General features: G+C 49.9%; 21 protein-coding genes. 6 read left to right on the forward strand and 15 right to left on the reverse strand.

The annotated features are described in order from the left end of the window. A partial coding sequence (locus tag KJS69_RS30510; RefSeq protein WP_213586893.1) for a transposase occupies positions 1 to 130 on the forward strand: 130 nt, incomplete at its 5' end. Positions 131 to 282: 152 nt separating this feature from the next. On the opposite strand, the gene KJS69_RS26395 is transcribed toward KJS69_RS30510, so the two are convergent. Further along, positions 283 to 2,574 carry a helix-turn-helix domain-containing protein gene (locus KJS69_RS26395; RefSeq protein WP_213586806.1) on the reverse strand — a complete coding sequence of 764 codons (2,292 nt, stop codon included), beginning with the start codon at positions 2,572 to 2,574 and terminating at the stop codon, positions 283 to 285. A 310-nt stretch (positions 2,575 to 2,884) separates the two neighbouring features. Between KJS69_RS26395 and KJS69_RS26400 the strand changes: the two genes are divergently transcribed. After that, entirely contained in the window at positions 2,885 to 3,970 is a 1,086-nt protein-coding gene (locus KJS69_RS26400) for a glycoside hydrolase family protein (RefSeq protein ID WP_213586807.1), read from the forward strand. 152 nt (positions 3,971 to 4,122) lie between these two features. Next, the gene (locus tag KJS69_RS26405; protein WP_213586808.1) at positions 4,123 to 5,709 is read left to right on the forward strand and encodes an FAD-dependent oxidoreductase; all 1,587 of its coding nucleotides are present in this window, start codon (positions 4,123 to 4,125) and stop codon (positions 5,707 to 5,709) included. A gap of 96 nt (positions 5,710 to 5,805) precedes the next feature. Here the strand turns inward: KJS69_RS26405 and KJS69_RS26410 are convergent, their stop codons facing one another. The 4 genes from KJS69_RS26410 to murQ form a co-directional block, all read right to left on the reverse strand. Further along, complete coding sequence (locus KJS69_RS26410) at positions 5,806 to 6,654, reverse strand: sugar phosphate isomerase/epimerase family protein (RefSeq protein ID WP_213586809.1); 849 nt, start codon at positions 6,652 to 6,654, stop codon at positions 5,806 to 5,808. A 1,029-nt stretch (positions 6,655 to 7,683) separates the two neighbouring features. Beyond that, a complete protein-coding gene (locus KJS69_RS26415; protein ID WP_213586895.1) occupies positions 7,684 to 8,613 on the reverse strand; it encodes an ROK family protein in 930 nt (309 codons plus the stop codon). A gap of 77 nt (positions 8,614 to 8,690) precedes the next feature. Continuing rightward, on the reverse strand, positions 8,691 to 9,626 hold the full coding sequence (locus tag KJS69_RS26420; protein WP_213586810.1) for a DUF4434 domain-containing protein: 936 nt from the start codon (positions 9,624 to 9,626) through the stop codon (positions 8,691 to 8,693). Between the two features lie 232 nt (positions 9,627 to 9,858). Continuing rightward, positions 9,859 to 10,767 (reverse strand): N-acetylmuramic acid 6-phosphate etherase, encoded by a 909-nt coding sequence (gene murQ / locus KJS69_RS26425; protein ID WP_213586897.1) that lies wholly within the window; start codon positions 10,765 to 10,767, stop codon positions 9,859 to 9,861. A gap of 335 nt (positions 10,768 to 11,102) precedes the next feature. Here murQ and KJS69_RS26430 point away from each other — a divergent pair, with 335 nt between their 5' ends. After that, the gene (locus KJS69_RS26430; RefSeq protein ID WP_213586811.1) at positions 11,103 to 12,062 is read left to right on the forward strand and encodes a helix-turn-helix transcriptional regulator; all 960 of its coding nucleotides are present in this window, start codon (positions 11,103 to 11,105) and stop codon (positions 12,060 to 12,062) included. 88 nt (positions 12,063 to 12,150) lie between these two features. Continuing rightward, entirely contained in the window at positions 12,151 to 13,347 is a 1,197-nt protein-coding gene (locus KJS69_RS26435; RefSeq protein ID WP_213586812.1) for a hypothetical protein, read from the forward strand. A gap of 17 nt (positions 13,348 to 13,364) precedes the next feature. Here KJS69_RS26435 and KJS69_RS26440 read toward each other — a convergent pair whose 3' ends face one another. The 3 genes from KJS69_RS26440 to KJS69_RS26450 all read right to left on the reverse strand — a co-directional run bounded on the left by KJS69_RS26440 (position 13,365) and on the right by KJS69_RS26450 (position 14,685). Further along, complete coding sequence (locus tag KJS69_RS26440; protein ID WP_213586813.1) at positions 13,365 to 13,634, reverse strand: hypothetical protein; 270 nt, start codon at positions 13,632 to 13,634, stop codon at positions 13,365 to 13,367. A gap of 9 nt (positions 13,635 to 13,643) precedes the next feature. After that, on the reverse strand, positions 13,644 to 14,219 hold the full coding sequence (locus KJS69_RS26445; protein WP_213586814.1) for an XRE family transcriptional regulator: 576 nt from the start codon (positions 14,217 to 14,219) through the stop codon (positions 13,644 to 13,646). A 223-nt stretch (positions 14,220 to 14,442) separates the two neighbouring features. Further along, complete coding sequence (locus KJS69_RS26450; RefSeq protein ID WP_213586815.1) at positions 14,443 to 14,685, reverse strand: YkuS family protein; 243 nt, start codon at positions 14,683 to 14,685, stop codon at positions 14,443 to 14,445. 133 nt (positions 14,686 to 14,818) lie between these two features. On the opposite strand from KJS69_RS26450, the gene KJS69_RS26455 reads away from it, so the two are divergent. Then, on the forward strand, positions 14,819 to 15,616 hold the full coding sequence (locus KJS69_RS26455; protein WP_213586816.1) for a M55 family metallopeptidase: 798 nt from the start codon (positions 14,819 to 14,821) through the stop codon (positions 15,614 to 15,616). A gap of 67 nt (positions 15,617 to 15,683) precedes the next feature. Here KJS69_RS26455 and hisC read toward each other — a convergent pair whose 3' ends face one another. The 7 genes from hisC to KJS69_RS26490 all read right to left on the reverse strand — a co-directional run bounded on the left by hisC (position 15,684) and on the right by KJS69_RS26490 (position 26,595). Next, on the reverse strand, positions 15,684 to 16,793 hold the full coding sequence (gene hisC / locus KJS69_RS26460) for a histidinol-phosphate transaminase (protein ID WP_213586817.1): 1,110 nt from the start codon (positions 16,791 to 16,793) through the stop codon (positions 15,684 to 15,686). A gap of 355 nt (positions 16,794 to 17,148) precedes the next feature. Then, positions 17,149 to 19,362 carry a hypothetical protein gene (locus KJS69_RS26465; RefSeq protein WP_213586818.1) on the reverse strand — a complete coding sequence of 738 codons (2,214 nt, stop codon included), beginning with the start codon at positions 19,360 to 19,362 and terminating at the stop codon, positions 17,149 to 17,151. Between the two features lie 201 nt (positions 19,363 to 19,563). After that, on the reverse strand, positions 19,564 to 21,027 hold the full coding sequence (locus tag KJS69_RS26470; RefSeq protein ID WP_213586819.1) for an ABC transporter substrate-binding protein: 1,464 nt from the start codon (positions 21,025 to 21,027) through the stop codon (positions 19,564 to 19,566). Beyond that, positions 21,024 to 21,905, reverse strand: coding sequence for an ABC transporter ATP-binding protein (locus KJS69_RS26475; protein WP_213586820.1), 882 nt, complete (start codon positions 21,903 to 21,905; stop codon positions 21,024 to 21,026). Before KJS69_RS26475 ends, KJS69_RS26470 begins: the two co-directional genes overlap by 4 nt. A 4-nt stretch (positions 21,906 to 21,909) precedes the next feature. Further along, positions 21,910 to 24,828, reverse strand: a complete 2,919-nt coding sequence (locus KJS69_RS26480; protein WP_213586821.1) for an ABC transporter permease — start codon at positions 24,826 to 24,828, stop codon at positions 21,910 to 21,912. A 5-nt stretch (positions 24,829 to 24,833) separates the two neighbouring features. Next, positions 24,834 to 25,937 (reverse strand): efflux RND transporter periplasmic adaptor subunit, encoded by a 1,104-nt coding sequence (locus tag KJS69_RS26485; RefSeq protein ID WP_213586822.1) that lies wholly within the window; start codon positions 25,935 to 25,937, stop codon positions 24,834 to 24,836. Further along, the gene (locus tag KJS69_RS26490) at positions 25,894 to 26,595 is read right to left on the reverse strand and encodes an ABC transporter ATP-binding protein (RefSeq protein WP_213586823.1); all 702 of its coding nucleotides are present in this window, start codon (positions 26,593 to 26,595) and stop codon (positions 25,894 to 25,896) included. The genes KJS69_RS26485 and KJS69_RS26490 overlap by 44 nt, the downstream gene beginning before the upstream one ends. Positions 26,596 to 26,886: the final 291 nt, after the last annotated feature.

The following is a 26,886-nucleotide window of genomic DNA, read 5'->3' on the forward strand; positions in this document are numbered from 1 at the left end:
GTCGTTCCGACGGTTTTCCTTGCGGGGCCTGGAAAAGGTTCACACGGAGTTCGGGATTGTGGCTTTGGCCCACAATTTACTGAAAGTAGCAGGCATCCGCCTCGCCGCTTTCTTACAGAAACAAAGGTGAAAAAAAGTTGGACGGAAAACGTGCCTGTTTTCCGCCCAACTTTTTATTTTAGGGACTTATTGGACAGCCCCTCGATCTATAAGTCTGGTAAACAAGATAGCATAGAGAAAGTTTGGAACTATATACTCGGCACTATTATCTCAAGGCTGGCTTTATTCTCTCTGGGTAAGATCACGAAACTGCTTGCGGAATTTACCGGGAGGCATGTCCGTAATCTGCTTGAAAATACGGGTGAAATTTTGGACCGAAGTATAGCAGAGTCTATCCGAAATCTCCTTGATCGGCATATCGGTATAAGCTAGCCATTCCTTGGCTTTATCCATTCGGTAATGAAGCAGGTACTCTCCGAAATTCGTGTCGGTTTCTTCCTTAAAAGCCCGGCTGATATGGTAGGGGGAGAGCCCAAGCTCATCCGCGACGTGTTGCAGGGAAATATTCTGATCGTAATGCTCGTGAATGTAGTCTACAACCCGGCGAGCCGTCTTTTTTTGTTTGCTCGCCTGCAAACCGCTAAGATGAGCGGTAATGGCCGGGAAAATCGTTTCTGTAAACCATTCGGTCACCTCGGATAGGGAGGTCATCGAGTATAGCTGCTTATAGGGCTCATTAGGGAATACTTTCTCCGACGACAAGCCTGCCTCCTGGATGAAAAATTCGAGTTCTCCGATCAAATAGGCGAACAACCCAAGTACGGTTTCCGAATTCTGCACATAACGAGGAACCACTTCGGCAATTTCCACCAGCTTTGCTTTGGCCTGCTCTATGTTTCCTTGGGAAATCGAAGCCACGATTTCTTTTTGCCACCTTACGACCGTTGTTCTGGATTGTTCAATATCCGGTTCTATCGTCCAGGCGGAAATGATTCGGTCATGCCCCATCAGCAATCGATAGCTCAACAGCTCCAAAGCTTCCTGATAGGCGGAGCTTATGCCGGCGAAGCCCTTATAAGACCGGCTGACCGCAACAGTGACCGAAAATTGAAAATACCGCTTGAGATTGGTTCGGAGCTCGGAAGCGATGCCATCCATGGCTTCAATCGAGTGGCGGTCCGATTCCTCCATGCCGAGAATAACGGCCACTTGTCCGGGCAGCGGGGTGACGGTCAGGCACGATAAATGCTCTCTCTCCTCGCAGGTTTCCTCGGCAATTTTGCGAATGGCGTACAGCATCAGGGAACGGTCCCGCTCGCGGTAATTCTGCTGAAAGAGCACATATTCATCCACATCAACCAGGCAGACGTGAAACCAGCTTCCCTGAAGCGGGAAACCGTACCGTTCGGAGGTTTTGATAATCTCCCTGGCGCTCATTTCTCCTCTCAGCAGCTGCTGGAAGACGGTCTCCTTCAAATAAGGAAGCTGCTCGTTAATCTCCGTCTTGAGCTGATCATTGGTTTTCACCATGTGCTGGATAAAGGTATCCAAAGCCTCAATATCATCCGCTCCCCCGCTTCTCCTGGATTCTCCGGACAGCTTGTTCATCAGCTTCTGAATAGGATAATACAGCCTTTGGGCGCCAACGAAAGAGATCATTGCCGCGGCAACCGTTAGAATGGCTGCAACAATCCAAGTCATCGTCTGAATCCGTTTCGCTTTATCGGTCAATAATCCGGTTTCGGTCATGGCGATATAGCTCCAGTTATTAAAGGATGATTTAATAGCGGATACATTATATTCAATTCCACCCATTGTAAATGGCCCAGAATAGGAATCAGTAGAGGAAGAAGCTTCGGACAGGGTTAGCCTCGTTCCGATTTTATCCGTTTCCTTGCTAAGGACGATCATTCCTTCCTCATTAACAATATAGAGCTTTCTGCGCTCTCCCAGATTGACTGACTGGATGAAGGAGGTTAACTTTTCATTCGGCACATGCAGAATGAGCATTCCTTTCTTTTCCTCGGTATAAAAGATCGGAACCGGCCGCATGAATAGAAGCTCATCTTGACCCGGGTACGTATGAGGCGGAATGGCGACCGCAGAGCTGTAATTGGTCTGTGTATTTTTAATAAGCCCATAATAGGAATAATCCGTTAGATTCAGGAAGCCGTCTCTGCTGGAATAAACTTTATCATACAGCGTAAAAACGATGGAGACGTCATATTCGATATTGGAGAAGCTGCGTTGTTTTTGAATGGCATCGATCATCTCCAGCGAGTAATCAATGTTCTTGTTGGTTGGTCCAAGCTCAACTGATTTCTCCACTGCGGTATGATTAGCCAGAATAATGGACGCTCTGTCTAGCGATTGAAGCAGACTGTCCATTTGAAATTGCATTTGCTGAAGAATGATCTGCTGGTTATGATTCACTTCTTCTTGAACCATCCGGGAAGCAATAATCGAGGAAGCGGTTCCAAGCAATAGGACGGGTACGATGCAAATCAGAATGGAATACGAGAATAACTTCCTCTTAAAGGAACGATTTCGCAATAGATTAAATTTACGCAGCATCCTTATAATCACCCCATAGTATTCAGAGAAGTCCAATTTAACACGGCAGTCCAACCCGACTGCTTTCATCATTGTGTGAGCATATATGTAAATTGTCAAAGCAAAATAATGGAAGCATCAGCACACCCCCGGATCTGACGTAAAGCCAGGAGGGTAACAAAGCCCATGTCTCTGCAGGTATAGGAGGTGTCTGTTAAAAAATGAGAGGGAGAAAAGTTTTATATTAAATATAATAAATAGAGGAATTTTTCTTTTCTCTATGCTATATTAAGGCTATCTTCATTGTACCAAAAAGAGGGGAGATTCCAACATGCATTCAACTGTTTCCTCTGTCGTATCCCAATTGAAGCCCTATTTTGACGGGCTAATCAGAGAGGAGGAAGGGACAGGAGCGCTTTATATTTACGATGAAGAGCTGGCGGACCGGGCCAGCTGCTGTACGACAGGAGAGGTCGCCAGCTTTTATTTGCTGGATGCCAAGCTCAATCCGGGAGACGGGAAGGAAATTGCCCGCCGGCTGGCCGACGATGTAAGACGGAGACAGCTTCCTCAAGGAGCCTTTGGACAACCCTATTACGTTAAAAAGGGAGAGTCCGGTACCGTAGATATTGCGGAGATTGGGGCCGTCGCCAACAGTTTATATCATCTATATAAAGAAACTGCCAGCGAAGCGGCGCGCAGCAGCCTGGAGCATTCGGCCCGCTACCTGCTGACACAAGTGGCGAAGGAAAACCCTGGCGCTGTGTATAAAAATCCGAATGCCACAGGGCATGATGTATTGAATGGAGATATTTACGCCGCTCATACATTGGCCAGAGCCTATCAGGTTACAGGAGAACCGCTCTTCCGGGACAAGACCGAGGAGATCGTGTGTCATGTGGCTGAGCGGTTCGGGAAACACGAGCCTGGCTGGTGGCCTTATACAGAGCTTTGGGACGGATCGGTAGGAATGGGCAACAGCGTCGCCTATCAGGGGACGATTATCGCCTTTGCCTATCCGCTTATACCGCTCCTGTCTCCCGCGCTGCGAGATCGTTGGCAGGGGATTGCCAAAGAAGCTGTAACGACTATGCTGCGTGCGATGGAAGCAGGCCCCAATGACTTCAACGAAGCTCCGTGGTGGTGCCGGGACTGGGATAATGCGTGGGAGATTTGGCTGGCCTTCGCTCGATATCCCGAATGGGATGGAGCAGGAGAGTATGCGGCCCGCAGGCTTAAGGAAACGGAAGCGTCGATAAGGGAAGGCGGAGCGTCCTGCTTCCGGCCCAAAGTGAAGTCCGACGATCCCGAACGCAGTCCGGTAACGACAACATTTCGTAAGGCGGCGACTTTTGCAGGCTTATTGGCTTATCAGGTCCTGGATTGCTGCGAGAGTGATACTGCGCTGGAAATTTAATAGTGTGATAGTATGCTGAATAAGAAGTAGTTAAACGATATTATATTGTTCGTCTAAAGATAGAGTAGCGTGGAACGGAGAAAGAAAGGAAACATTCATAGATTTGCAGCCATATATTCGGCAATAATCAGAAGAGAAAGGAATCAATCGCGATGGCACAAAGAGTAGAGCAAAGCCTCCAGGCGGATATCGTCATCATCGGGGGCGGAACCGGTGGATGCGCGGCGGCTCTGGCAGCTGCGAAGAGGGGCAAGCGGGTAATTATGACGGAGGAGACGGATTGGATCGGCGGCCAGTTAACGAGCCAGGCAGTCCCGGCGGATGAACACCGCTGGATCGAACAATTCGGGTGCACCGCAAGCTATCGGGAATTCCGGAATCGGGTTCGCGATTATTACAAGAAGAACTTTGCCATGACCCCCGAGGCGGTAAAGAATGAGAGGCTTAATCCGGGGAACGGGATCGTCAGCCGGCTCTGTATCGATCCTAGAGTCGCGCTTGCCTGCTTGGAAGAAATGCTTGCCCCCTATACTCATAGCGGCAAAGTACAAATTATGCTAAACCGGCGAGTAGTTCGCGCCGAGACATCGGGCGATGAGGTCACTTCCATATCGGTGGTTTGTCAGCGGACGGGTCAGGAGACCGTGTTGACCGCTCCATACTTCCTGGATGCTACCGAGTGCGGGGACGTTCTTCCCCTGGCTGGAGTGGAATATGTGACGGGTGCGGAATCGAAGGAAGAGACGGGCGAGCCGAACGCATTGGACGGACTGGCTCAACCCGGGGACATCCAGTCGATTACTTATTGCTTTGCGGTAGATTACCGCGAAGGAGAGGATCATACGATTGAGAAGCCGCGGGACTACGATTTTTGGAAAGAGTATAAAGCGGATTTCCAATCGGACAAAATGTTAAGCTGGTCTTCGGCTCCATCTTTACACCATAAGGGCTTCACCTTATTCCCGGTGACGGAGCCCGGTTACTTCCCGTTGTGGGATTATCGGCGGATCGTCGATCGCAAGCAATTCGCGGAAGGAGTCTTCGAGAGCGACGTAACGATTGTCAATTGGCCGCAGAACGACTATTGGCTGGGCAACGTGTACGAGGTGAGCGAAGAAGAGAAAGAGCGCCATCACGAGCAAGCGAAACAATTGAGCTTGAGCCTGCTTTATTGGCTGCAGACAGAGGCTCCGCGGCCAGATGGGGGACGCGGTTATCCGGGAATTCGGCTGAGGAAGGATGTAGTGGGAACAGAGGACGGATTGGCGAAGTATCCCTATATACGGGAAGCCCGCCGCATTCGTGCCGAATTTACGGTTCTCGAGCAGCATATCAGTCCAACCACCCGTGGAGACCAAGGGGCTGTTAAATTTGCCGATTCGGTGGGAGTAGGCTGTTACCGCATTGACCTGCATCCCACCACAGGGGGAACCGAGGGCTTGTACATCCCGAGTCTGCCCTTCCAAATCCCGCTCGGCAGCCTGATTCCGGTGCGTGTCAACAACCTGCTGCCGGCTTGTAAAAACATCGGCGTCACTCATTTAACGAATGGATGCTATCGAGTGCATCCGTCCGAGTGGAATATTGGCGAAGCAGCAGGGTATTTGAGCGCCTATTGCCTGGAGAAGGGAGTTACTCCCCGCGAGGTAAGGAACCGTCCCGAGCTGCTGGCTGATTTCCAAGCGCTGCTGGTGCGCGAAGGAATCGAGCTGGACTGGCCGGTTATCGAAGCGGTATAGGGAATAAGGACCAAAATACGCTAAACCTCCGAGCATCTTGGGGGCTTAGCGTATTTTAATACTCCCAAAAGAGCTTTTTGAGACCAGGCCAGTGAACTATTTAATAACATTCTTAGGCATCAGGCTTTTTAGATAATTTATGGATTCACTGATATTATGCGGTTCCAGACCTTCTATCGAGATATCTATATGAGGTTTATGCTCATTCAGCTTGTCCAGAAATCCGCTAATATTAAAAGCTCCGTCCCCTGGCTTAACGACATCCGGTCGTCCATCTTCGCGATAAACGACATCTTTAAGATGGGCGAGCACCATTCGATCTCCTAAGGTTTGCAGGGAATGGCGCACTACCTCTTCTCTTTCCTCGAAATTATGCTGATCCAGCAAATTGCAAGGGTCCAGAACAACGCCGATCGTGCTTGACGGGATTTCCTCCATTAACTGCTTCAGCTTGTCAGCTGTTGAGAGAGTATGGACGCAAACGGGCTCCAGTCCGATGGAAACTCCCCATCTCTCTGCTTCCTCTGCCAATTCCTCTACCGTTTCCTTCAAAACGGACCATCCTATCTCCAGATAGCGCTCTGGATCCTGATCCCGGAACGTATCGAAGCTGCCTGTTTCTGTAGCTACAATGGAAGTCCCGAAATCTCTGGCCAAACGCAGATGTTCTTTGAAGCGCTCGATTTCTCCACGGCGCTTATCCGGATCGGGATGAACCGGGTTGATATAGCAGCCGAGAACGCCAATGCGAATGCCTTGCCTGTCAAAATGCTCCGCTATATAATTGGCCAGCCCCGGACTTAATCGTCCCGTGCCGGTGTCGATATCACTGATGGCCTTCGATAAAGCGAGTTGGACAAAATCGATAGGATACTCCCCTAATTTTGCAGTAAGCTCTTTAAGCGGGAGCTTCCCGACCGTATGTGCTAAGGTTCCTAAACCCATGATGCAACCCCTCCAATCTGTTTGGAACTAACTATAGCTTGGTATAGGAAGAGAAGCAAGGGGGGATAAGCGTAAGATGCCTCTGCAGCAAAAGAAGTCTAGCTGTACGTTTGAACTATCTGATCAAGCTTGGAATGATGCCAATACGATGAATTCAAAGAGAGGAGATTACAAGGTAGGGGAAGCAGTCGGCGCAACCGGGTTACCGCTAGAAGCCAGAGACTATGTCACATGCGCTGACAGGCAAGTTATACAGTTGTACAGACCGTCTAACGAACCCTGGTAACCTTATGGAGGCAAAATCAACGGTTTTGAACCGCTTACGAACGTCAGTAACGCTATTTCCTGAAATCCGCTTCATTTTACCCTTTATCAGTGGCATTAGCGTGGCTCAGTTTCGTTAGTGTTTGTCGTCCATCCGTTCTGCACGGATTAGGCATACTACGATTCGTTAGCCTTTCCAATCTCCTTCTACCAATGGAGGGGTCTGACCCTTCCCATGCCAGCGCCGCAACACGCGCCGGGAGAGCGCGCATAGAGAATTGAAGTGCAAAAATACCTCTTAAATCCAACCTTTTTCACGAAATGGGCATTCAAGTGCAAAAGTACCCTCTAGATGGGTGAAATCCTCGTTTTTTTTAAAATCATGGAAAATAGAGCGCATTTTTGCACCTTAATCTCAAAAATGGCTAGAACTATAGAATGGGGGTGTATAATTGCACCTTATGTTGTTTTCCTACTTGACTCCAGGCCACTTGCCATAATATTAAAAGCAAGCACCCTTCGCATCGTATCTTTCTTGTGAAGCCAGAGACAGCGAAGGTTGTCGTTATTCAGCATTAAACTAGTTTGGGCAAATAATCGATTTAAGCCATTAAATAATAGATAAATAAATAGCATTTTCCGCATCTCATGAACACCCTCTTTTATGAAGAAAAACTGTACAGGTAACCAGACCCATACAGTTTTTTTCGTTTAATAGAAGTGTTGTGTATCGTATAGCATGCTTTTATTTTCGGCTACATTTCATTATCGGTCAAGGCCGGATTGGAAAGCAAGCTGGGCTGCCCCCATCCAACCGGCGGAGCTTCCTAATTCAGCCGGTATAATTTGCACCGCACGGTAGACCGGCATCAGCTTGTCGTTCAGTTCCCGGCGGATCGGATCAAGCAAATAGTCGCCCTGGGCGGTGACCGCGCCTCCGATAATGATCGCCTGCGGATTGTAGGCATAGACCAGATTGAACAGACCCGCGGCAACGTAGCCGATGTACACGCGGATCAATGCAGCGGCGTCTGCGCGACCCGAACGGGCATCGGCGAACAACCGCTCCGGGCTTGCTCCGGACAGTCCGGCTTCCTCCGCTAAGCGGAGCAGCCCGGTTACGGAGGCGTAGCTCTCCCAGCAGCCGGATCCGCCGCACGTGCAAGGATTGCCGCCGTAGACGATGATCTGGTGGCCGAAGCCTCCCGCATATCCGGAATGGCCGTAATCCGGCCTTCCGTTAACGATTCGGCAGCCACCGATCCCCGTGCCCAGCGTGATGCAGAGGAAGTCCGTCAGACCCCGGCCGGCTCCGGCCCATGCTTCGCCTACGGCCAATGCATGGGCGTCATTGGAGACGACGACCGGGAGTCCCGAGGCTTCCTCCAGTTCATCACGCAGACGGACGCCGCTCCAGCCAGGCAGGTTATCGCTGGCGAACGGTACGGAGCCTTCGTGAATATCGACGAAGCCTGCCGTGCCGACTCCGGCAGCCGTTATGCTCCAGCCGTTGCGGCGGGCAAGCTCGCGATAATGCGAGAGAAGATCGCTCAGCTTGCCCAGCAGCGCCTCTCTTCCCGCAGACGCTTCCGTCGGGAAGACATCGGTGCGGACCGCCTGCGCTTCCTTCGTCATCATCCCCGCTTTAATTTGAGTTCCGCCTACATCGATACCTATTGCTATGGGCGTTAGCAGAGTTCTCGCCTCCTGATCTCTAGAGAAGTCCGGTGAATAAAAGCGTCCTAAGCTTGGAACCGGAAAAGTCCAGACGTTTAGAGCAGTCCGTGTTTGCGAATGTAAGCCATATATTCCTCGTACAGCTGCACGGAAGACTCAGGTCCGGCGTGAACAGGGCTATCCGGCTTGTTCATCATCCCCAGGTATTGATAGCATAAGATTTTATCTACATGGGGGGAGAGTGTTTCCATCTGCTGGATGATTCTATCCGGAGCTCCGGGATACAGCACCTTGCCTTGAAAACGGAACACTTCCAGATCCGCCCACAGCGGCTTGCCCGCCCGATCGTGCGCTTCTCTCAGCTTCGCAAACACTTCGTCCACCGCTTGCAAAGTGGTCCGATCCACGCCGATTTCATCCTGATAAGCGATATAATCCACATCTAGCGATTTTAACTGCTCGACAAATTTGTCGTCAGCGATAATCGAACGGGTCCCGTATGGCGCGATTAATACTTTTTGCGGGCCTACTTTTCGGCAATAGGCAGCCAACTCATTGGCATAAGCTATATATTCCTCGGGAAAATACGAGTGAATCGCCGCTTCCACCGGAAAATACCAGCCCGCGAAAGAGGCGTGATGACCGTATCGGGAGCCCAACTCGTCCGCGATGTCATAACGCAATTGGTTGCGGTCCCCGGTAGTGGACAGACTCCCCATGATCGGGGTTGTAAAGAAGCCCAGCCCGACATAGATAGACATTCCCAATCGGTCCCCGGCCTTTAATACTGCCTCTAACGGGTCCGGACAGACGGTATCCCATCTCAAGTTAATAACCTCGGACGGGTAAAAGGCTTTGCCATGCAGAGCTACATGCAGCAGAACAAGAGTATCCATGCCTGCCTCCGCCATCTCTGACAGCTTAAGATCCCAATCCTGCTCGGTAAATTGCTGTGTGGTGGAGTTCCACGTATCGCCTTCATACGGATTACAATGATAAAAATCAAACCAGGAGCCGCTTATTCTTTTCATGGTCGTTCCTCCTTGAGTAAGGGCAGGATGCCCTTGATAGGTTCTTGCCATTTATTCGCACCGTGCGAAGCACCCGTGGGCGGAATGCCGCCCATGCCGGAAACACCTCGCTGTATTACAGTGCATATCGGAAACGATGCTCGATATAGCACTTCATGCCGGAGCCGATGTGGGGAATAGAGCCGCATGCCGGCAACGACCCCAGGAATAGAGCTGCATACCGGCACTCCGCTCAACCATTCGCTCCGGCGAGCCGAATGGCATCGCGGACCCGGCCTCCGGCCTGCTCCAGCCAGCGGGCCGAGGCCTCCGCATCCGACTCGGTCAGGAGCGCTACAATGGCAGTCTTGACATTGTAGCCGCACTGCTCGAGCGCGCGGACGGCCGCCTCATCTTCCTCGCCCGTGGCGCTTCTCACGATCCGCACCGCCCGTTGGCGCAGCTTGCTGTTGGACGGCTGCATATCGACCATGAAGTTCCGGTAGGCTTTGCCCAGCTTCACCATCGCTGCGGTACTCAGCATGTTGAGCACGAGCTTCTGGGCCGTCCCCGCTTTCAGCCGGGTCGAGCCGGTCAGCACCTCGGGCCCTACCGGAACTTCGATCGCGATGTCCGCCATCCGTCCCAGCGGCGAGCCCGCGCTGCAGCTTAGGCCGATCGTGCGCGCCCCCGCTTCCTTGGCGGCAGCCAGCGCGCCGAGCACGTACGGCGTCCGTCCGCTGGCCGCCAGGCCGACGACGACATCGCTCGCTCCAACGGCACGGGCCCGCAGGTCGGCCGCGCCCTGATCGGCGTCGTCCTCGGCCGATTCGTCGGCCTGGGCTCTATGGCTTCCCCCGGCCAGCACCGCCTGCACGGTCTCAGGCGAAGTGCCGAAGGTAGGGGGGCATTCATAGGCATCCAGGACGCCTAACCGGCCGCTCGTTCCGGCGCCGACATAGAACAGCCGTCCGCCTTGGCCCAGGGCGTCGGCGATACAATCGACAGCCTGTGCAATTTCGGCCAAATGACGTCCGACGGCAGCCGGTACCTGGCCATCTTCCTCATTCATCACTCGCAGGATTTCCTCCGATGTCATTTGATCCAAGTCGTAGCTTCGGGAATTCACCTGCTCGGTATCCAACCGATCGGTTTCATTCATGGCGCATAAGCTCCTTATTTCAGTTTTTTTTTTTTTTTTTTTTTTTTTTTTTTGGAGTAAAACTCCATAATTTTTATAAAATCGGAAAACTATCTCCATTATATAGGGCAGCCATCATTGTGTAAAGAAGTAAAATTCGTCGGCGGCCGGCCGCGCAGGAAGGGCATTGGTAAGCATGCTGTGGCTTGTTTTTTTGCTATAATAGCTGGAAAAAGGATAGTCTACCTTGCCGAAGGACGGTTCTACAAGAATCGGCGAAGAAGCTTTCGAAACGGAATGGAAGATTAAGTTGAATTTTCCGTATTATATAGTTAAAGGGATGGGGGGAGAGGCTTGTGGGCAAGCTGCATCGGATTGTATGGATTGATAACCAAATACGAGGCGGGCTGTATCCGAATTGCCGGATCATAGCCGAACGTTTCGAAATTTCCGTCCGCCAGGCCTCGCGAGAATTAGAGTATATGAGAGATTCGCTCCATGCTCCGATTAAATATTGTTTTCAGCGCCGGGGGTATGTTTATACCGATCGGACGTTTGCGCTGCCTTCTGCTATTTTGACAGAGGAGCAGAAAGCTTCTCTGTCTTATTTGGCCGGCCAATATGTATCTTCAGGAGACAGAAGGAACATAGAACTGGGGGAGACTCTCAAAAGGCTGGCCGGGTTGTCTTCTGAGTTTTATTCTTCTGCCACGGGATCTCCGCCGTCCAGCTCCGAATCTCTCCCTGAAAGCAGTACGCCGCGGCAAATAAGCTCTGCCGTATCGGCCATTCCGCTTCCTCCGGGAGAAGGAATGCTTCATTATGTCCTGCTGCAGCGTGCCGCAGAGCGGCAGTGCAAAGTTACAGTCCGGTTTGCCGGGGAGGAGCAGGCGGAGTTATTCCACCCGTATCGCATCTTGCCGTTTCGCCGGCATTATTACGTTCTCGGTTATATCGAATCGTTCAACGATATTCGCTTGCTGCCGCTGGATTGTTTTGAATCCGCGAAGGAGACCGGAGAGCGGTTTGAGTTCCGCCCCTTATTTAGCGGAGCCCGGTTTATGCTGTCTCTTTTTCGAAATCCGAAAAAAGCCGTCATTCGATTTGCTGTGCCGGAATACGTGGAGACGCTGGGCCTGCCCTGGAGGGAGCTGGACTCCGGCACTTTTCAGGTGCAATTTGACGATGCTCATGATCTTTTCGCCAAACTTCTCGCTTGTCCTGCCGACTTTGAGCTCGTTTCTCCGCATTGGTGCAAAAATCAGTTTCGCGCCCGTCTGCAAAAAATCTGGAACAATCATTCCAGTAGGACATGATATGTCCGACCTCTCTTATACAATAGGGTACAGCAAGGTGTTTATTTATTCAGTAGTCAATTGTTGATCTGTAGAGGAGGATAACGAAATGTTGAAAAAGCTGGATCGGTTGCAATGGAAACCAATGTGGGTCAGTCATCTCGGCAGTGTTAAAGGGGGACTGGAATATTTGAATATTCCGGTTTCGGAAGCCTGGCTGATGGGGATGACCGGACATGCCTTTTTAATTAATCTGGACGACAAGGTGACGGCTGCGGGACCGACCGCCTGGAATAACGAAATGCTGATGAATCTGGGCAGCAATCTCGGTTATGAGACGCATGGAGTGTTCGGCTGGCGGACGGAGGCGGATTTTACCGCTAAACAGAAGCTCGCGTGGGAAAATACTAAAAAAGCGATTGATCAAGGATACCCGTGCTACGGTTGGGAGCTGGGAATTCCGGAATATTATGTTGTGAATGGTTACGACGAGCATCACGGTTACCGTTATTCCGGTATTGGAACGGCAGATCCGCTATTTTTATTGGAAGGCCTGTCGTTGCCGGATCTGGAACGATTTGAAATGACCGTTGAGCTGAGGTCGGAGCTCGAACAACACGGAATTGCCGTTTCCGAACGAACGGAGGTAAGTAAAAAATTCGGGTCTCTGGTGTTTGAGGATGCGCTCTCGAGCAAGCTGTATTATTTATTGCAAGCTATAGAGGGTCATTGGCTCGTCCATGAGGAATCATTAAATGGGGCTTTTAAACCGTGGCAAGAGCTTGGCATTTCACAGAACGGATTGTTAGAAATGTATTGGCTCGAACCGGGCTTTACGACCGATGACCGGGAAGCGCTTAAAGAGGCGTTGGAATTTGTATTGGAGTTCTCTAAAGGAGCGTCCCAGTGGATATTGCCGGGATATAAGGTGGGGATAGACGGCTTTGACCAGTGGATTGGGGCCTTGTCTGAACGGAGGGCGGACGGTTTTGGCACAGCTTACAATGCGGCCGTATGGAGTGAATGCCGCAAATTCGCGGTCGAATGCCTGAAAGAGGCGGAAGAGAGGATAGGCCGGCAAGGGAGCGAACTGAACGGACTGCTCCAGGCGGGGGCCCAGCATTACGGGCAAGTGTACCATTATTTAAGCAAGGTGGAAAAGCTCTTTCCATTCCATCAGCGCGAGGAGGAGCATATCCGGGATGAGGATCGTTTGAATCAGGCGGTCGAGGCATTAACTAAAGCAAGAGATGCGGAAGAGCAGGCGCTTAATCTGCTGCGGGCAATCTATAACAAGCTTTCTTGAAAAATAAAAGGGAAGGGTCAGATCGGCATCCAATCCTGCCGTTTGGCGATGACAGCACATTTTCGGCACACTCCGACTACCTTTCCTTCATGGCTTGAATAGAAAGTTAATGAATCGGACTTTGTTTTGCAAAAAGAGCATTTTTGCTTTACCCGGGAGGACTTCCTTTTATAATGGGATAGCTTGACGACGTTGGACCGGGACTTGCTGCGCAGCAAATAGACCAACAGAAAAACTAAACCTGTCCCTGCCAATCCTATTCCCGCCAGCAGTCCTATCATTTTCATGTAGTCCCCCTAATTCCGTCTTTCTGTTTCATAAAATAATATCTCCTCCGGCAGTCCGAAAAAGGAGCAGTAGATTTCTCCTACCTCGGGTGCCGGTTTTTTGCCCTGATGCATATATTTGCGAGTTGTCGCTGGTGCCAGATTCATCTCTTTACTAAAATCGGAAGGGGATAGATCATGTACGGCAAACAACCCGGTTAAGATCCGATTTTTCTTTTCGCCGAGCAGGACGCGCTTCAGAAACCTTTTGCCTGTCCAGGCAGGGATTTGATCGTAATGGCGATCATCAAAGAATAATACGGATTGTGGCAGTCCGAACTTATGCGATATATGCGCCCTGTATTCTTCCGTGGGCTTGACCCCCTCATAGATCCAGGAGGCTACCGTTCTGGGGGCTACCCCGACCTCTTTCGCTAATTCTGAAAGCTTAACATCCTCCACTATTAAGACGGCCATTAGGATTCGATTTTGAATGACCCACTGTTTGGCCTTGCGGAATCGAGGCTTTTTAATTCCTTTGCCTAATTTATGTTTATTAATGTCGGTCCACGCCCGAAGGTTGTGTTTTTCTGGATGTGTGGTCATGCTGCTCACCTTTCAAAGTTATGTAATATTATCTTATCACTGAATTCGTCTTGATTTCAATGTAATCACTGCATCATTCTAGCCTGTACCCTTGTAATAGATAGCTGAAACCTTAAACCGGCCTGTGAATTATTAAAAATCAGTGCGGAAACTTTAGATACCGGTAAAAGCCAACAGGGAAAGCCGCAAAAGGCCTTCCCTGTTAGCTGTTTCCTATGGTTTACTATTGGTTTATTCTCTGATTAACTTGGTTAACAACCTCTTCGGCTGTCATTCCTTGTGCATTGATAACGGAAGCCTGGGTTTCCGGAACGGCTATTCCCATAACGTTCTGATCCAGACCGGAAATGACACAGCAATCACAATTCTGTACACTGTTCTCGTCCAAATGCATAACTTCGTGCCCGCTGTTTTGCAGAGCGTTCTTCACATCGCCCAATGTATTTTCTACCGCAATCCGCGCCATTTTTCCAATCACCTCCATTCTATGAGAAATAGAGTGCTTCAAAGGATCAAAAACTATTCGTCGGAAGGTACTTCCTTGCAAGAATTAAGTTATAATGAACAGGAAGATAGCGCTAACGTCGGGAGGGACAGGAATGAAAATTTATGTAAGCGTTGATATGGAAGGGATTTCAGGTATCATTCTGCGGGAGCAGCTTATGAGGGGAGAACCGCTTTATAGTGAAGCCCGCCATCTGCTGACCAGGGAAGTGAACGCGATCGTGGAAGGGCTTCTGGAAGCCGGGGTCGAACAGATCGTCGTCAAGGATGCCCATGCTACCGGTTTTAACTTCATTCCGGAAAACCTGCACCCCGGTGCAATGTACTGTATGGGAGGAACCCCCATGAACGAGCGGTTTCCCGGATTGGACTCGTCGTTTGACGGAGCTATGCTGATCGGTTATCACGGGATGGCTGGCACGCCTCGGGCGGTTCGTGATCATACGATGAGCTCGGCAACCTACCAGCGTACCGAGCTTAACGGGAATCCGGTGGGGGAAATTGTGCTGGATGCTATGCTGTTCGGCCTTCATAATGTTCCCGTCCTGCTGGTTACAGGAGATGATGCCACCTGCCGTGAAGCGGAGCAGGCTCTCGGATCTGTACATACATACGAGACCAAGACGGCCATCACTCGTCATTCCGCCTTGATCAAGCCTCCTCAACGGGTGCATAGTGAAATAAAAAAGGCCGTTCAGCAAGCGGTAGAGGAACGCGGTATTTGCCGCCCCTTGGCAATTCCCGGTCCGTATGAGCTGTTGCTGGAAATGAACAGCACTGACTTGGCGGACAGTCGTTATACGGACGGAGAAACCAGCATCCGGTTGGATGGATTAAGGATCTTGTACAAGGATGACGATTATGTTCGTTTGTTAGGCCGCGCCATGAGATAGTTATTCATGTAAAAACCGGGTCTCTTGTTGCAAGAAGCTGGAGACCCGGGGCGGATCAATTCAGAAGCTACAGACGGCTTCTTACCTTATCGAGCGCATGGATGAAGATTAAATTTTCTTGCTCCGTTCCTATCGTTACCCGGAGATGGCCGTTTAAGCCCCAGGTGCCTCCGAAGCGAACGATGACCCCTTCCTCTAATAAAAGCTTATAGACGGCCTCCGCTTCGTCCCCAAGCTCTACTAATATAAAATTGCTCATGCTGGGAGTGTAATGGATTCCTCTGGCTTCAAACGCAGAGTACAAAAGCCGGCGTCCTTCTTCATTCACAGCCAACGTTCTTCGGATATGTTCTTCGTCTGAAATAGCGGCGGCTGCGGCTGTTTGGGCTAGAGCATTCACATTAAAAGGCTCCTTGACTTGATGCATCGCCGCAATGATTCGTTCCGCAGCCAGTGCAAAGCCTACACGCATTCCAGCTAATCCATAAACTTTGGAGAAGGTTTGCAGAACAACTACCGGCTTCTCCTGCTGTACCCATTCGACACCATTGGTGTAATCATCCGCATTGGCATAATGGGAATAAGCTCCATCGAGAACGAGTATCGTATGATCCGGGAGCTCCTGGATTAATTCATTGATAAAAGTGCGGGAAACATAGGTGCCTGTCGGATTGTGCGGGGAACACAAATAAACAATCTTGGTGCGATCCGTGACAACGGATAACAATTGCTTAAGGTCGTAGTTAAAGCTGGAATCGAGGGGCGCCTCAATGATCTTGGCTCCCATAAGCATTCCCCCGAAGGCGTACTCGGTAAAAGAAGGGAAGGGGACGATGACTTCATCCGTCTTCTCCAGATAGGCTTCAGAGAGCAGCGTAATGAGCTCGTCCGCTCCGTTGCCGATCATGACCTGGCTTTCCCGTACTCGATAATGGTCCGCAATGATTTGCTTTAGCTTCAGGCTGCCGGAATCGGGATAGCGGTGCAGTTCGTTAACTTGCTGCATAATCGCCTTGACTGCCTTGGGGGAAGGGCCCAATGGATTTTCGTTCGAGGCCAGCTTGATCACCTGCTCCAGGCCTAGTTCGGCTTGCACCTCCCATGCAGGCTTGCCGGGAGAATAGGGTTTCAACTGCTTCAGTTCTTTACGCACGAGGGGTTTTTTGGATAGAGACACGATTATAACCTCCTTAAAACTTATCACAAAATACTTTAATACGATAATGCATTAATTTGATAATACATTGATTCGATAACAAAGTAAAGTAATTTTGAACCAAAATATTAAAAATATTCAAGAGTAGATGGGGAGGAAGAGGCCGATTAATCCCTTTGCAAATCATCATCCTGTCTTTCGAGATGCTGATCTTTCAAGAATGGTAGTAGGTCCTTGGGTGAAAAATAGAGGTGACCAATATTATATAAGCAGAGTGGTGTCTTTTTGCTGAGGCAAATGAAAAGCAAGCCGCGCGAGAGTAGTCTGCACGGCTTGCCTAATCGTTAATAGTTATTTAAAGATAGCGGTGACCGGATTAATCGGCAGTATAGAACCATTTGAGCTCTTTGCTGGCAATTAATTTACGCTGTCCGGGCTGGAATTGATAGTACACATTCAATGTGTATTTTTCCAGAGATTCCAGCTTGTATACCAGCTCAGGATCGTTGAAGTTCAGGACAGCTTCATGGGAGCCGAGCTTGAGGCTAGTACCGCCTCCTGGCTGCTCGCCTTTATCGCCTTCCTCCGCGCTGTCCAGGCTGAACTCCTGGGAGCGTTTGAACTTGCCGTCGTTGTCTGCGATTTCGACGACCATCTTATGGTCTTCCGTATTGCTAACCACCAGAATATCTTTACCTAACTCGTAATCGAAGGAGAATTTCAGATCTCCGGTTAAGAAATTCATAGTCGTGCCGATATTACTCATAGACAAGGAGTACGGGAAGAATTCAATATTTCTCAGATCATCCTGAGGCTTCGTCTTCTCCAGAGGCAGAGCAAAGGCTAGCGGTTGAATGTAAGCGTCCGGAGTATCTTCCTTTCCAGCCAGCTTGCCCTCCTTAACCGCTTGTCCGATGAACAACTGCAGGTCGTTGGTCTTCACTTCTTGCGGAAGCACTCCGGATAGATGGAGCAGAGCTTTGCCGCCTGGAGTTATACTGGATTTAATCTCGGATATGTTGGCCGTATATACGGTTCCATTCGGGGCTACATAATGAGCGACCAGCTTCGAAATATCGTTGAATCGCTTCTCCAGGTTCTCTATTTCCACCATGGCCACCATAACGTTGCCGCTTTTGCCCGTGAAGGTATGCACTTCTTTTACCGAGTATTGGGCTTTTCGGCCGACATCATGGATGGCTTGTTTTTGCCCGCTGCCCACAGCCGGAACTATCATCATGTCGGCATTGTGAACAAACTGGATTAAATCTTCGACTTTTCCTCCACCTTCATTCCCTCCACCTGGAGTACCAGGATTCGGTTCTTTAGGCGCAGAATCCTTTTGCTCCTGCATGTACAGCTTAATAGAAGAAAAATCGTAAGTATAAGGAATTTTGCCGAGATATTGTACCGTAATTTCTTGTCCCGGCTGCAGGCCGATGACTTTATCCCCGCGAATGACTGTCGAGTCCACCTCAACCGCATCGTCCAATTTGAAATATCCGGTTAGATTCGGAATAGGAAGTGATTTAGTGCCCGGATTAGAAATAACCACTTGAGCGGCCAGTAAGTCTTCATCTTCCCATGGAAGACGTTTAAGCTCATCCAGACGAACGTTGTAGGTTCCGTCCTCGTTGGATACTTCATAAGTACTTCCCAGAGATACTTCTTCTTTGCTAGAGTCAGGGAGGATAAATTCGGCAACGGGCACCTGGACGGTCGTGCCATCTCCCAGATCGATGAGCTGTGTAACCTGGAGCTGCCACCCATTCTCGTCAACGGAGATGGGAATGGAACCGGTTAGAGTCACTTCTTTCGTAACCCGAGGATTGATAGTAGTATCTTTGTCTATTCCCGAAGCCGTTAGCGGATAAAGAAGTCCCTCGGCCGTACGCAGGTTGAACTGCAGCGCGGGAAGCTTGGCGCCGCGGCTTCCTGTATTCTCCATCTCGAAGTAGATGGTAGGCAGGAAATGAGTGTCATTCATGCTGACGGAAAGCCGCTTGACTCCGTTTTTGATCGGCTCGTTGCCGATGCTGGCCATTCTCTTAGTTCCAACAGAGGTTAATAAGGAATAGCTGTCCGGAATCGAAATGGTGCCAATGGGCTTTTCAAAGTCACTGCGGGTAAAATCCCATTGAATCAGATTAAAGGTTAAATCCTTCAGGTTGGTTTGGTCGTTCACTTTGGCAGAAAAACGGAAATCCATGCTGCTTTTTGCCGGAATTCTATTTTTATCTTTATCTGCGGCGAACAAGGCTACAGGAAAGGTGGTGCCGGTACTGCTCTTGAGGCGCACCCAATAATCAATAAATTGTATTTCGCTGCTTCCCTGATTGTTCACGGTTAAGGTGAAGGTTACAATTTTGCCGCTCTCTTCATTAGATAGAGATGCCTGCTTCAATTCAATTGTATTGCTTCCTCCGATCGATACTGATCCGATGGAAGGCAGTTCACCAGCCACTACTTCTTCTACCGCCGCTTTTTCGCTATTATCGTCCGCATGAACGTAAGACGGAATAGCCGTTCCTGATGCCAGGACGGCAGCCAGCGTCATCACGGCAAAGGGGTATTTCCAACGTTGATCCATGTCCGAGCTCCTCTCTTTGTTGTTCATAGTTTGTTATGTTTCTTGGAGACAGTTCAAAGGTTCCCCTGTTGCTTTATGGATGAATAGTTGACCTATTGAACTCAAATAAGAATGGTCGGGGAGGGACATTCCCTTTAATGTGGAAGCCCCATCCCCTAGGGTGGATCAAGCTTTCAAGTAGTCTGAGCAGCTCGATCAGAATTAACCTATTGGAACGGCAATCGCTTCACTGCCGCCCCTGTCGACTGAGGAGGCCTCTGGATTTTCTTCCATTTGCAGCAGCAGGGCATCCCCTTCTTCTTGCCAAGCCTTCAACGCATCCCGGATACTAGTTTGACCTTCCACCGCTTCGTTGAAGTATTTTTGACCCATCCAAACGACTTCGTGAATGTTCGGCTTCTTGCGATAGATTTCATAATCGTCAAAACTTTCCGGCGGGGCAGGCTTGACGTTATAGAACGCTTCAATGTTATATTCCTCGCCATCGCTTCGTTTCGTATATTTCTTATTCGAAATTAAATTGTTCGAGCTGCGGGACTTCAATCGGGCCCAATCTTCCCCATTCATGAACTTGATATATTCCCAGGCTACTTTGGCATTAGGCGCTTTGGCGTTAATTCCCATCAAGTCGTTAAATCCGAAGGAGTAGCTGGTGCCGTCAGGAGCAGTGGGGACCGAGACGATATCCCATTGAATAGGAGTATAGCCTTCAATGTTGTCGGCCTCTTTGTTGGCATTGATCAATTCCTTGATCTCGTAGAGAGAGATCATCGTCATGGCAAGGCGGCCCGACAGGAAATCGTTATATCCGAAAGGACCTTCATCGTTGAACCGGTCGTAATTATCGTTGTTCATGTCCATGAAAGGAATCGTTTTTTCCTTGCCAAGATCAATGATGGTTTTCCAGGCTTGTTCCCAGCTGTCAGAGTCCACCGTCATTTTCTCGCCATTCTCATCAAAGGTACGCAGTCTTATGGCATTGGCATACATTTGCGTAGCGTTAAAAAGATCCCCGTGGCTGTAAGAGTAGAAGTTGAAGCCATGCTGCTTTCCGTCTCCTTTGCTCACTCGTCTAGCCAATTCAAAAATTTCGTCCCAGTTCATGCCGTCGGTCGGATAACCCACACCGGCTTCGTCGAACATACCTTTATTATAAACAAGAGCGGAAGAATAGAAAGTAGGAGAAAGGGCATAAATTTGTCCATTTCCCATCTGCTTGATTCCATCGATAACAGCGGGAACGATATCTTCGGTATTGAATTTATCGTCCTTAATCATTGGATCCAGAGGGGAAAGCAAGTTTTCATGGACCAGCTCGGACATTTGATCATAGTTGAACAGAACGACGTCCGGAGGATTTGCCCCTTGCATTTCGTCTTTTAATTTCTTCAGCGGATCTTCCGGTTCCTCTTGTGAAGGACCTCGGGAATAGCGATAATTCTCACCGAGATTAACAAATTCTACGGTTATATTCTTGTGCTCCAATTCAAACAGCTCCGTATATTCCCTGCGGAAATATTCCTCATCAAACCATCCGGATGTGGTGGCGATGCGGAGTGTAGAAGGAGGCTCCTCCTTCGGAGCTCCTGTAAAGGAACAGGCCGACAGGGTCGGGACGAGCAAAGATAATGACAGGGCTGAGGCCCATAGTTTTCTTTTAATCATGATTGGTCTCCCTCCAGTGAATTAGGTGGCTTGATAATAATTTTCTCTCCGTCGAATTCCATGGACGCTTTGTTCTCTATATTTAATGCTTCCAGGAAAGCTTTGGGGACTTGCAGCCTCCCTACTCGGTCCAATACGACAAATTCTTCATGAACTTCATGAAGGTGGTGACTCTCTTGGGCGCCATGATCCAAGTTCGGATTTCTTTTAATGAATTCCGTACTGGTCAATCCGTCCCGGATGGCGACGACCCGGTCCACCTTGCTGGCCAAGGACAGGTCATGGGTGACAATAACGATCGTTACTCCCAATTCGCTATTTAACCTGCGGAACGTATCCATAATCAGATCCGACGTCAGCGAATCTACGGAGCCGGTCGGTTCGTCCGCCAGCAGCAGGGAGGGGCGGTTAGCGAGCGAGATGGCAATGGCCACCCGCTGCTGCTCCCCTCCGGACAGCTGCTGCAGCTTGTTATGAACCCGGTGCTTCAGACCGACCCATTCCAGCAGCTGCAAGGCGTAAGCCCGGTCTACTTTGCTGCCCAGCATCATGGGGGTCTCCACATTCTCCAACGCTGTTAAATAGGGCAGCAGGTTCCGAGCGTTGTTCTGCCATACAAAGCCGACTGTTCTACGCTTGTAATCGACCAGCTGCTTATCGGTAATTTTTAATAAATCCCATTCACCGACCCGAACTTGCCCGGCGGACGGCCGATCGAGGCCGCCCAGTATGTTCAGCAGAGTCGACTTGCCGCTACCGCTGTTGCCGATAATCGCCATCATTTCGCCTTGCTTCACTTCAATGTTCAAGCCTTGGAGAGCGACAACCTCGATTTCATCGGTTTTGAATATTTTGACTAGTCCTTCGCAGTGAATCATCGTATTATCGCTCCTCTCCCATTTTTACAGCCTGGTGAACGCGAAGTCTGCGGATGTGTGCGAACAGCAGCGCGGCTCCGGTCAGCATCATGAAGGCTACGACGACGTACAGCTGATTGGTGTCTTTCGCTTCGAAGACGACTCGGAACGGAGGTACCTGCTGCTTAACGTCATCAGCGGTTTGCAGGAATGGCAGGAATAAATAACTGGTCAGCTTGCCAATTCCAATTCCGAGTGCGATGGCCAAACCGGCTGTAAAGATTTGCTCCATAAGAAGCATGAAGGTCAATTGCCTTCGTTTGAGCCCCATCGCTCGCAGAACGCCAAACTGCACGACTCGGCCGGACAGGTTGAAGAACCAGAAGAGCAGGTAGCCGATTAACGAGATAAGCACCGATACGAGGAAGCCAAGACTGAGAATTCCAAAGACTCCTCCACGGGATGGATGCTTGTTCTGAGTAATCAATTCGCTCCTTACGTCACTCACACTGGCAATTTCGAGGCCCTGCCGGTTCAATTCGTCCAGAATAGGGCCGACCTTGGCTCCTTCTTCCATCTTTAGCCATACTTCGTATGGGAATATGGGTACCTGATCGTAGATATATTCCAGATTGGCAACAAAGAAAGGAGATTGTTCCGGGTATTGTCCCGGCCAGTATGGCAGAATGCCGACTACGACGAATTCCACGGGCTGCTGTTGAATGGAAATAGTGACCAGGTCGCCTTCCTTCAACTGATATCTTTCAGCAAAATTGCTGGGTATAAGAACGGATTGCTCATAAATTCCCAACTGATTGAGATACTGATGCGGCTTGTAAGGGAACAGATCATCCCGGAACCAGGCCACATGATAATATTGATCATTGTCAATACCTACTACTGTTCCTTGCCCGGCCGATCTCCCCGAGACGATGACGCTGCCTCTGGTCTCCAGAACACGGGCCGCATGCTCCACTCCCTCCATTTGGCGGAAAATTTCAAATGGAGGCTCTAAATGGCGCATCTGGGAAGGAGGGGGATTCGCCCCCGGATTTCCACCGCCAGGCCCGCCTGGATTTCCCCCTGGATTACCTCCCGGATTTCCGCTTCCCTGATTGCCTTGACCGCCTCCGTTATTTCCTTGGCCGCCGTCCGGGTTAGGATTGCGGTCACGAGGCAGGTCATCCGAAGCGGTGTCCCAGACGGTCTGGATAACAACATCTGTTCCAAACTGATACAGCGTCCGTTCGGTGGAGTTCAGATCAATCGTCCTCGCTGCTGAAGAATTATAAACACCAAGACCGAGCGTCAGCATAAGAAGCAGCATCAGCGGGTAATAAGTCATGGCTGAACGTGACAGCTGATTCAGCGTTAGATAGGAGGATACGGACAAGAACGGTTTGCCGATCCAACTGAGAAGCTTGAGCAGCCAAGGAAATATTCTGAGCACAATCAGGCCGAGCGAAAAGATGGAGATAGCCGGTATGAAAAACAACAGCGGCTGCACCTGCATCTGATCGGCGGATAGCCCGGTTTGCATGCTGAGAAATTGCCTTTCCTGGAACAAGTACCATCCGTATCCGACAAGTCCAAGCAGGGCGATATCGAGAAACCAGCGCTGCCAGAAAGGAGCTCTGTTCCTGGCTAATTGCTGCTTATGCGTCACAATGGAGGATCTCGCATAGGTGATAGCGGGAATCAGACTGGCTGCGATAGCAATGAGAACGGCGCCCACTCCATATAGCCACATTCCAGTACTGAAGCCGACCGGTATCGATTTGCGATCCACGAACGTTAAGAAACCGCTGCTGGAGCCAATGCTCTTGGCCATAAACCAGCCGATTAACGTTCCAATGATCAGCGAGGTGCCTCCGAGAATCAAGCCTTCCAGAAAGAAGATATTAATAATCTGCCGGGTGCTGGCTCCACGAGAGCGGAGTACAGCGATATCGTTGCGCTGTCTTTCCAGAGCCTGCCGAGAATTCATTACGATGTAATAGAAGACCATCGCAATCATTGGAGCCGCCAGCGTAAACAGCAGGAATTGCAGCTGCAGTCCCTGCTTGCGGAATTCACCAAGCAGATCCAGGAATGAAATATCGACTTTCGTATCTTTCAGCATCTGGTACAGATTGATATCGAGCCGCTCAAGCCTTTTTTCCAGACTCGATATTTGACTGGTTTGAATGTCTTTCAAATCGAAAGCATAGTACCAGTTGGAAAGGTTAAGCGGAATTTTTCGTTTCTCCAGCAGTTCCTTCTGGAAAACTTCCTCGTCCACCAGCAGAGTGCTTAGCAGCCCTTCCATTTCTTGATACCAATAAGGACTGAGTTCATCTTTAGGTTTGAAGGCCCCGACGATCTTGATTTCGACCGGAGGAATACCGAAGCCTCCGGCAATCGGATATTTAAAAACTTCCCCAACCCGCAGATCGTTACGGAATATAGCTTCTTCAAACATAATGACTTCAACGATTCCGTCTTTGACTTCTTTGGAAGCCGGGCTTCCGGATGTAATTTCAATCTGCTCCTCGAGACCCGAATAACTCGATAGGGTCATAGGTCGACGCTGCGTGGATTCAATCCGCGACGAATCGACTGGTGTAATAGAAGCGCCTCGAATGGATTGGCTTCTAACATAAGCGGAGTAGGGAAAGCCGATGTCTTTCGGAACCTGCTCCTGTATGTATTGATCCACTTCGCTCACATCAGCCAGGTCTGGCCGGTCAGAACCTACAGCCTGGTAACGCATGAGCAGGGAGCCCGGGGGCCCGCCGCCTTCCAATTCCTGCAGCGATTTGGCGACGACCCGCTTCAAAGCCCCGTCCGCGTACATCGGAATGCTTGTCGTAAAGGAGACCGCCACTATTAATCCGACCAAGGAGCTCAGTGTCAGCCATCGGGTGTTCCACATCTTTCGAATTAGAAAACGAAGCATCGCCATAAGCTCTATTTACCTACTACTTTCTGGCCGGGGGTCAATCCTTTAAGTATTTCTACCTCGGTAGAGGTCTGCTGGCCAACTTCAACATCGACTTCCCGTTTGTTGCCATTCTCATCGACAACCTGCACATAATTGCGTCCGGTCATCGTTCGGAGAGTGGAGACAGGAATCAGAATGGCCTCTTCTTTTCTCTCAAGGATGACGGTGACACTAAGGCGAAGCCCTCTCGACAGGTTCTCAGGCTTCTCGTCCAGTTGGACCAACATATAATTGTCGATGGTGTCTTTCTGATTACTGTCATTGCCTCCCCATCCTGGCCGGTTGTTTTCATTGGGGTCCGCTTTCGGACTCGGCAGCTGCAGTATCTTGCCCTTATGCTGGCCAAGAGTGTTGATGTCCACTCTGACATCCATCCCGACGGCCACATTCTTCAAGTCTTCTGCACTTAGAGTTGCGGCTACGGTCAGATTGGACAAATCGGCGAGAACCGCCACCGTATCGAACGCTTTAGGGGAATCTCCCTTTTTCATATACATTCCGACCACGGTGCCGGAGAAGGGCGCATACAATTTAGATTTGGCAATGCTTTCTTCCAGCTCGGCCATTTCTTCCTTCTTGAGTTGGAAATCAATCTTCGCCTGCTCGATTTGATCCGACGTTTTGTCTCCGCTGTCGCGCAGCACATCGATCAAAGCAAGCTCTTCCTTCTTGTTCTGCAGTCTCTTCTGTCTCAACTGGCTTTCCAGATCGGAGACGTCGAGCTCGGCGATGAGCTGGCCGGCTTCAACGGAATCGCCGGTTTGTACGTAAATTTCTTTGATCCGCTTGTTCTCTTCAGTGAAGAACAGCTCCTCCTCAGTGAGGGACATCAGCTTTCCGGACCCGCGGACCGTCTTTTCCAAAGGACCGGTCTTTACTTCATACTCGGGCTTGGTAGAGAGCTTCGGTGGATTGATGACGGGCAGCTCTTCTTCTTCCTCTTCCTTGGGAAGGAAGGAGCAGCCAGAGAATGCAATAACGGATAAACATAACAATGAGACCGCTGCTATCTTGCTCCATTTAAATTTATTCCGGTTGAATGAATTTGCCATCCACCATTTCGAAAACATGGTCGGCTACCTCCAAAATTGTAGGATCGTGTGTAGTCATGCAAATAGTTATATTCTCCAAATCGATAATCGTACGGAAAACCGACATCACCTGGGCTCCCATTTGTGAATCTAGCTCGGCTGTCGGTTCATCGGCGAGGATCAAGCTCGGGCGGTGTGCAATGGCTTTGGCGATCGCCACCCGCTGCTGCTCTCCCCCGGACATTTCAAACGGTCGGTGGTTCATCCGTTTGCTAAGTCCCACCAGTTCGAGGCAGTACTTGATTCTATCTTTCCATTGGGATTTAGGCGCACCCGACATGCGAAGGGACAGCTCCACATTCTCCCAGGCGGAAAGAAGGGGCATCAGAGCATAGGTTTGAAAAATAAATCCGATGTCTTTACGCCGGACCTCGGTTCTCTGATCGTCTTTCAGACGGTGGAACGGCTTGCCGCGAAAAAATATTTCTCCTTCGTCAGGCTGATCCAGGCCGCCAATCAAGTTTAGAAGTGTTGTCTTGCCGGAACCGGAACGGCCCCTTAGCATGAATAGCCTGTTGGGCTCCAGGGTCATATCGATTCCTTTTAACACATGGATTTTACGGCCTGCGGTTTGAAAGCTTCTATGGACCGAACGGACTGTGAGCAAAGGCTCCTCAGACTCGATAACTCCCCCCATTCTTAACCTCCTCTGTTATGTAATCATAAAAATGGTGTCGAAATGGACACCTTCACGGAGATAGAAGCAGTCTCCTATCCATCCGTTTCTGGCACTCTTTCCCTCAATTAATAGAAATCTATTAAAAGGCACAGTACCCAGTAATACTAAACAGTTTCGGCAAATAATGGGTAACAATTTAGTTACGAATTCCACTGTGCCAAATGTCAATGTGCCAAATTTATCCTCTTTTGTCTAAAAGAAGGTCCTGCCTGAGGCAGGATTACTGGGATGAGTGAGAGCGGTAGCCAG

This window comes from Paenibacillus sp. J2TS4, assembly GCF_018403245.1.
Classification (GTDB): domain Bacteria; phylum Bacillota; class Bacilli; order Paenibacillales; family NBRC-103111; genus Paenibacillus_L.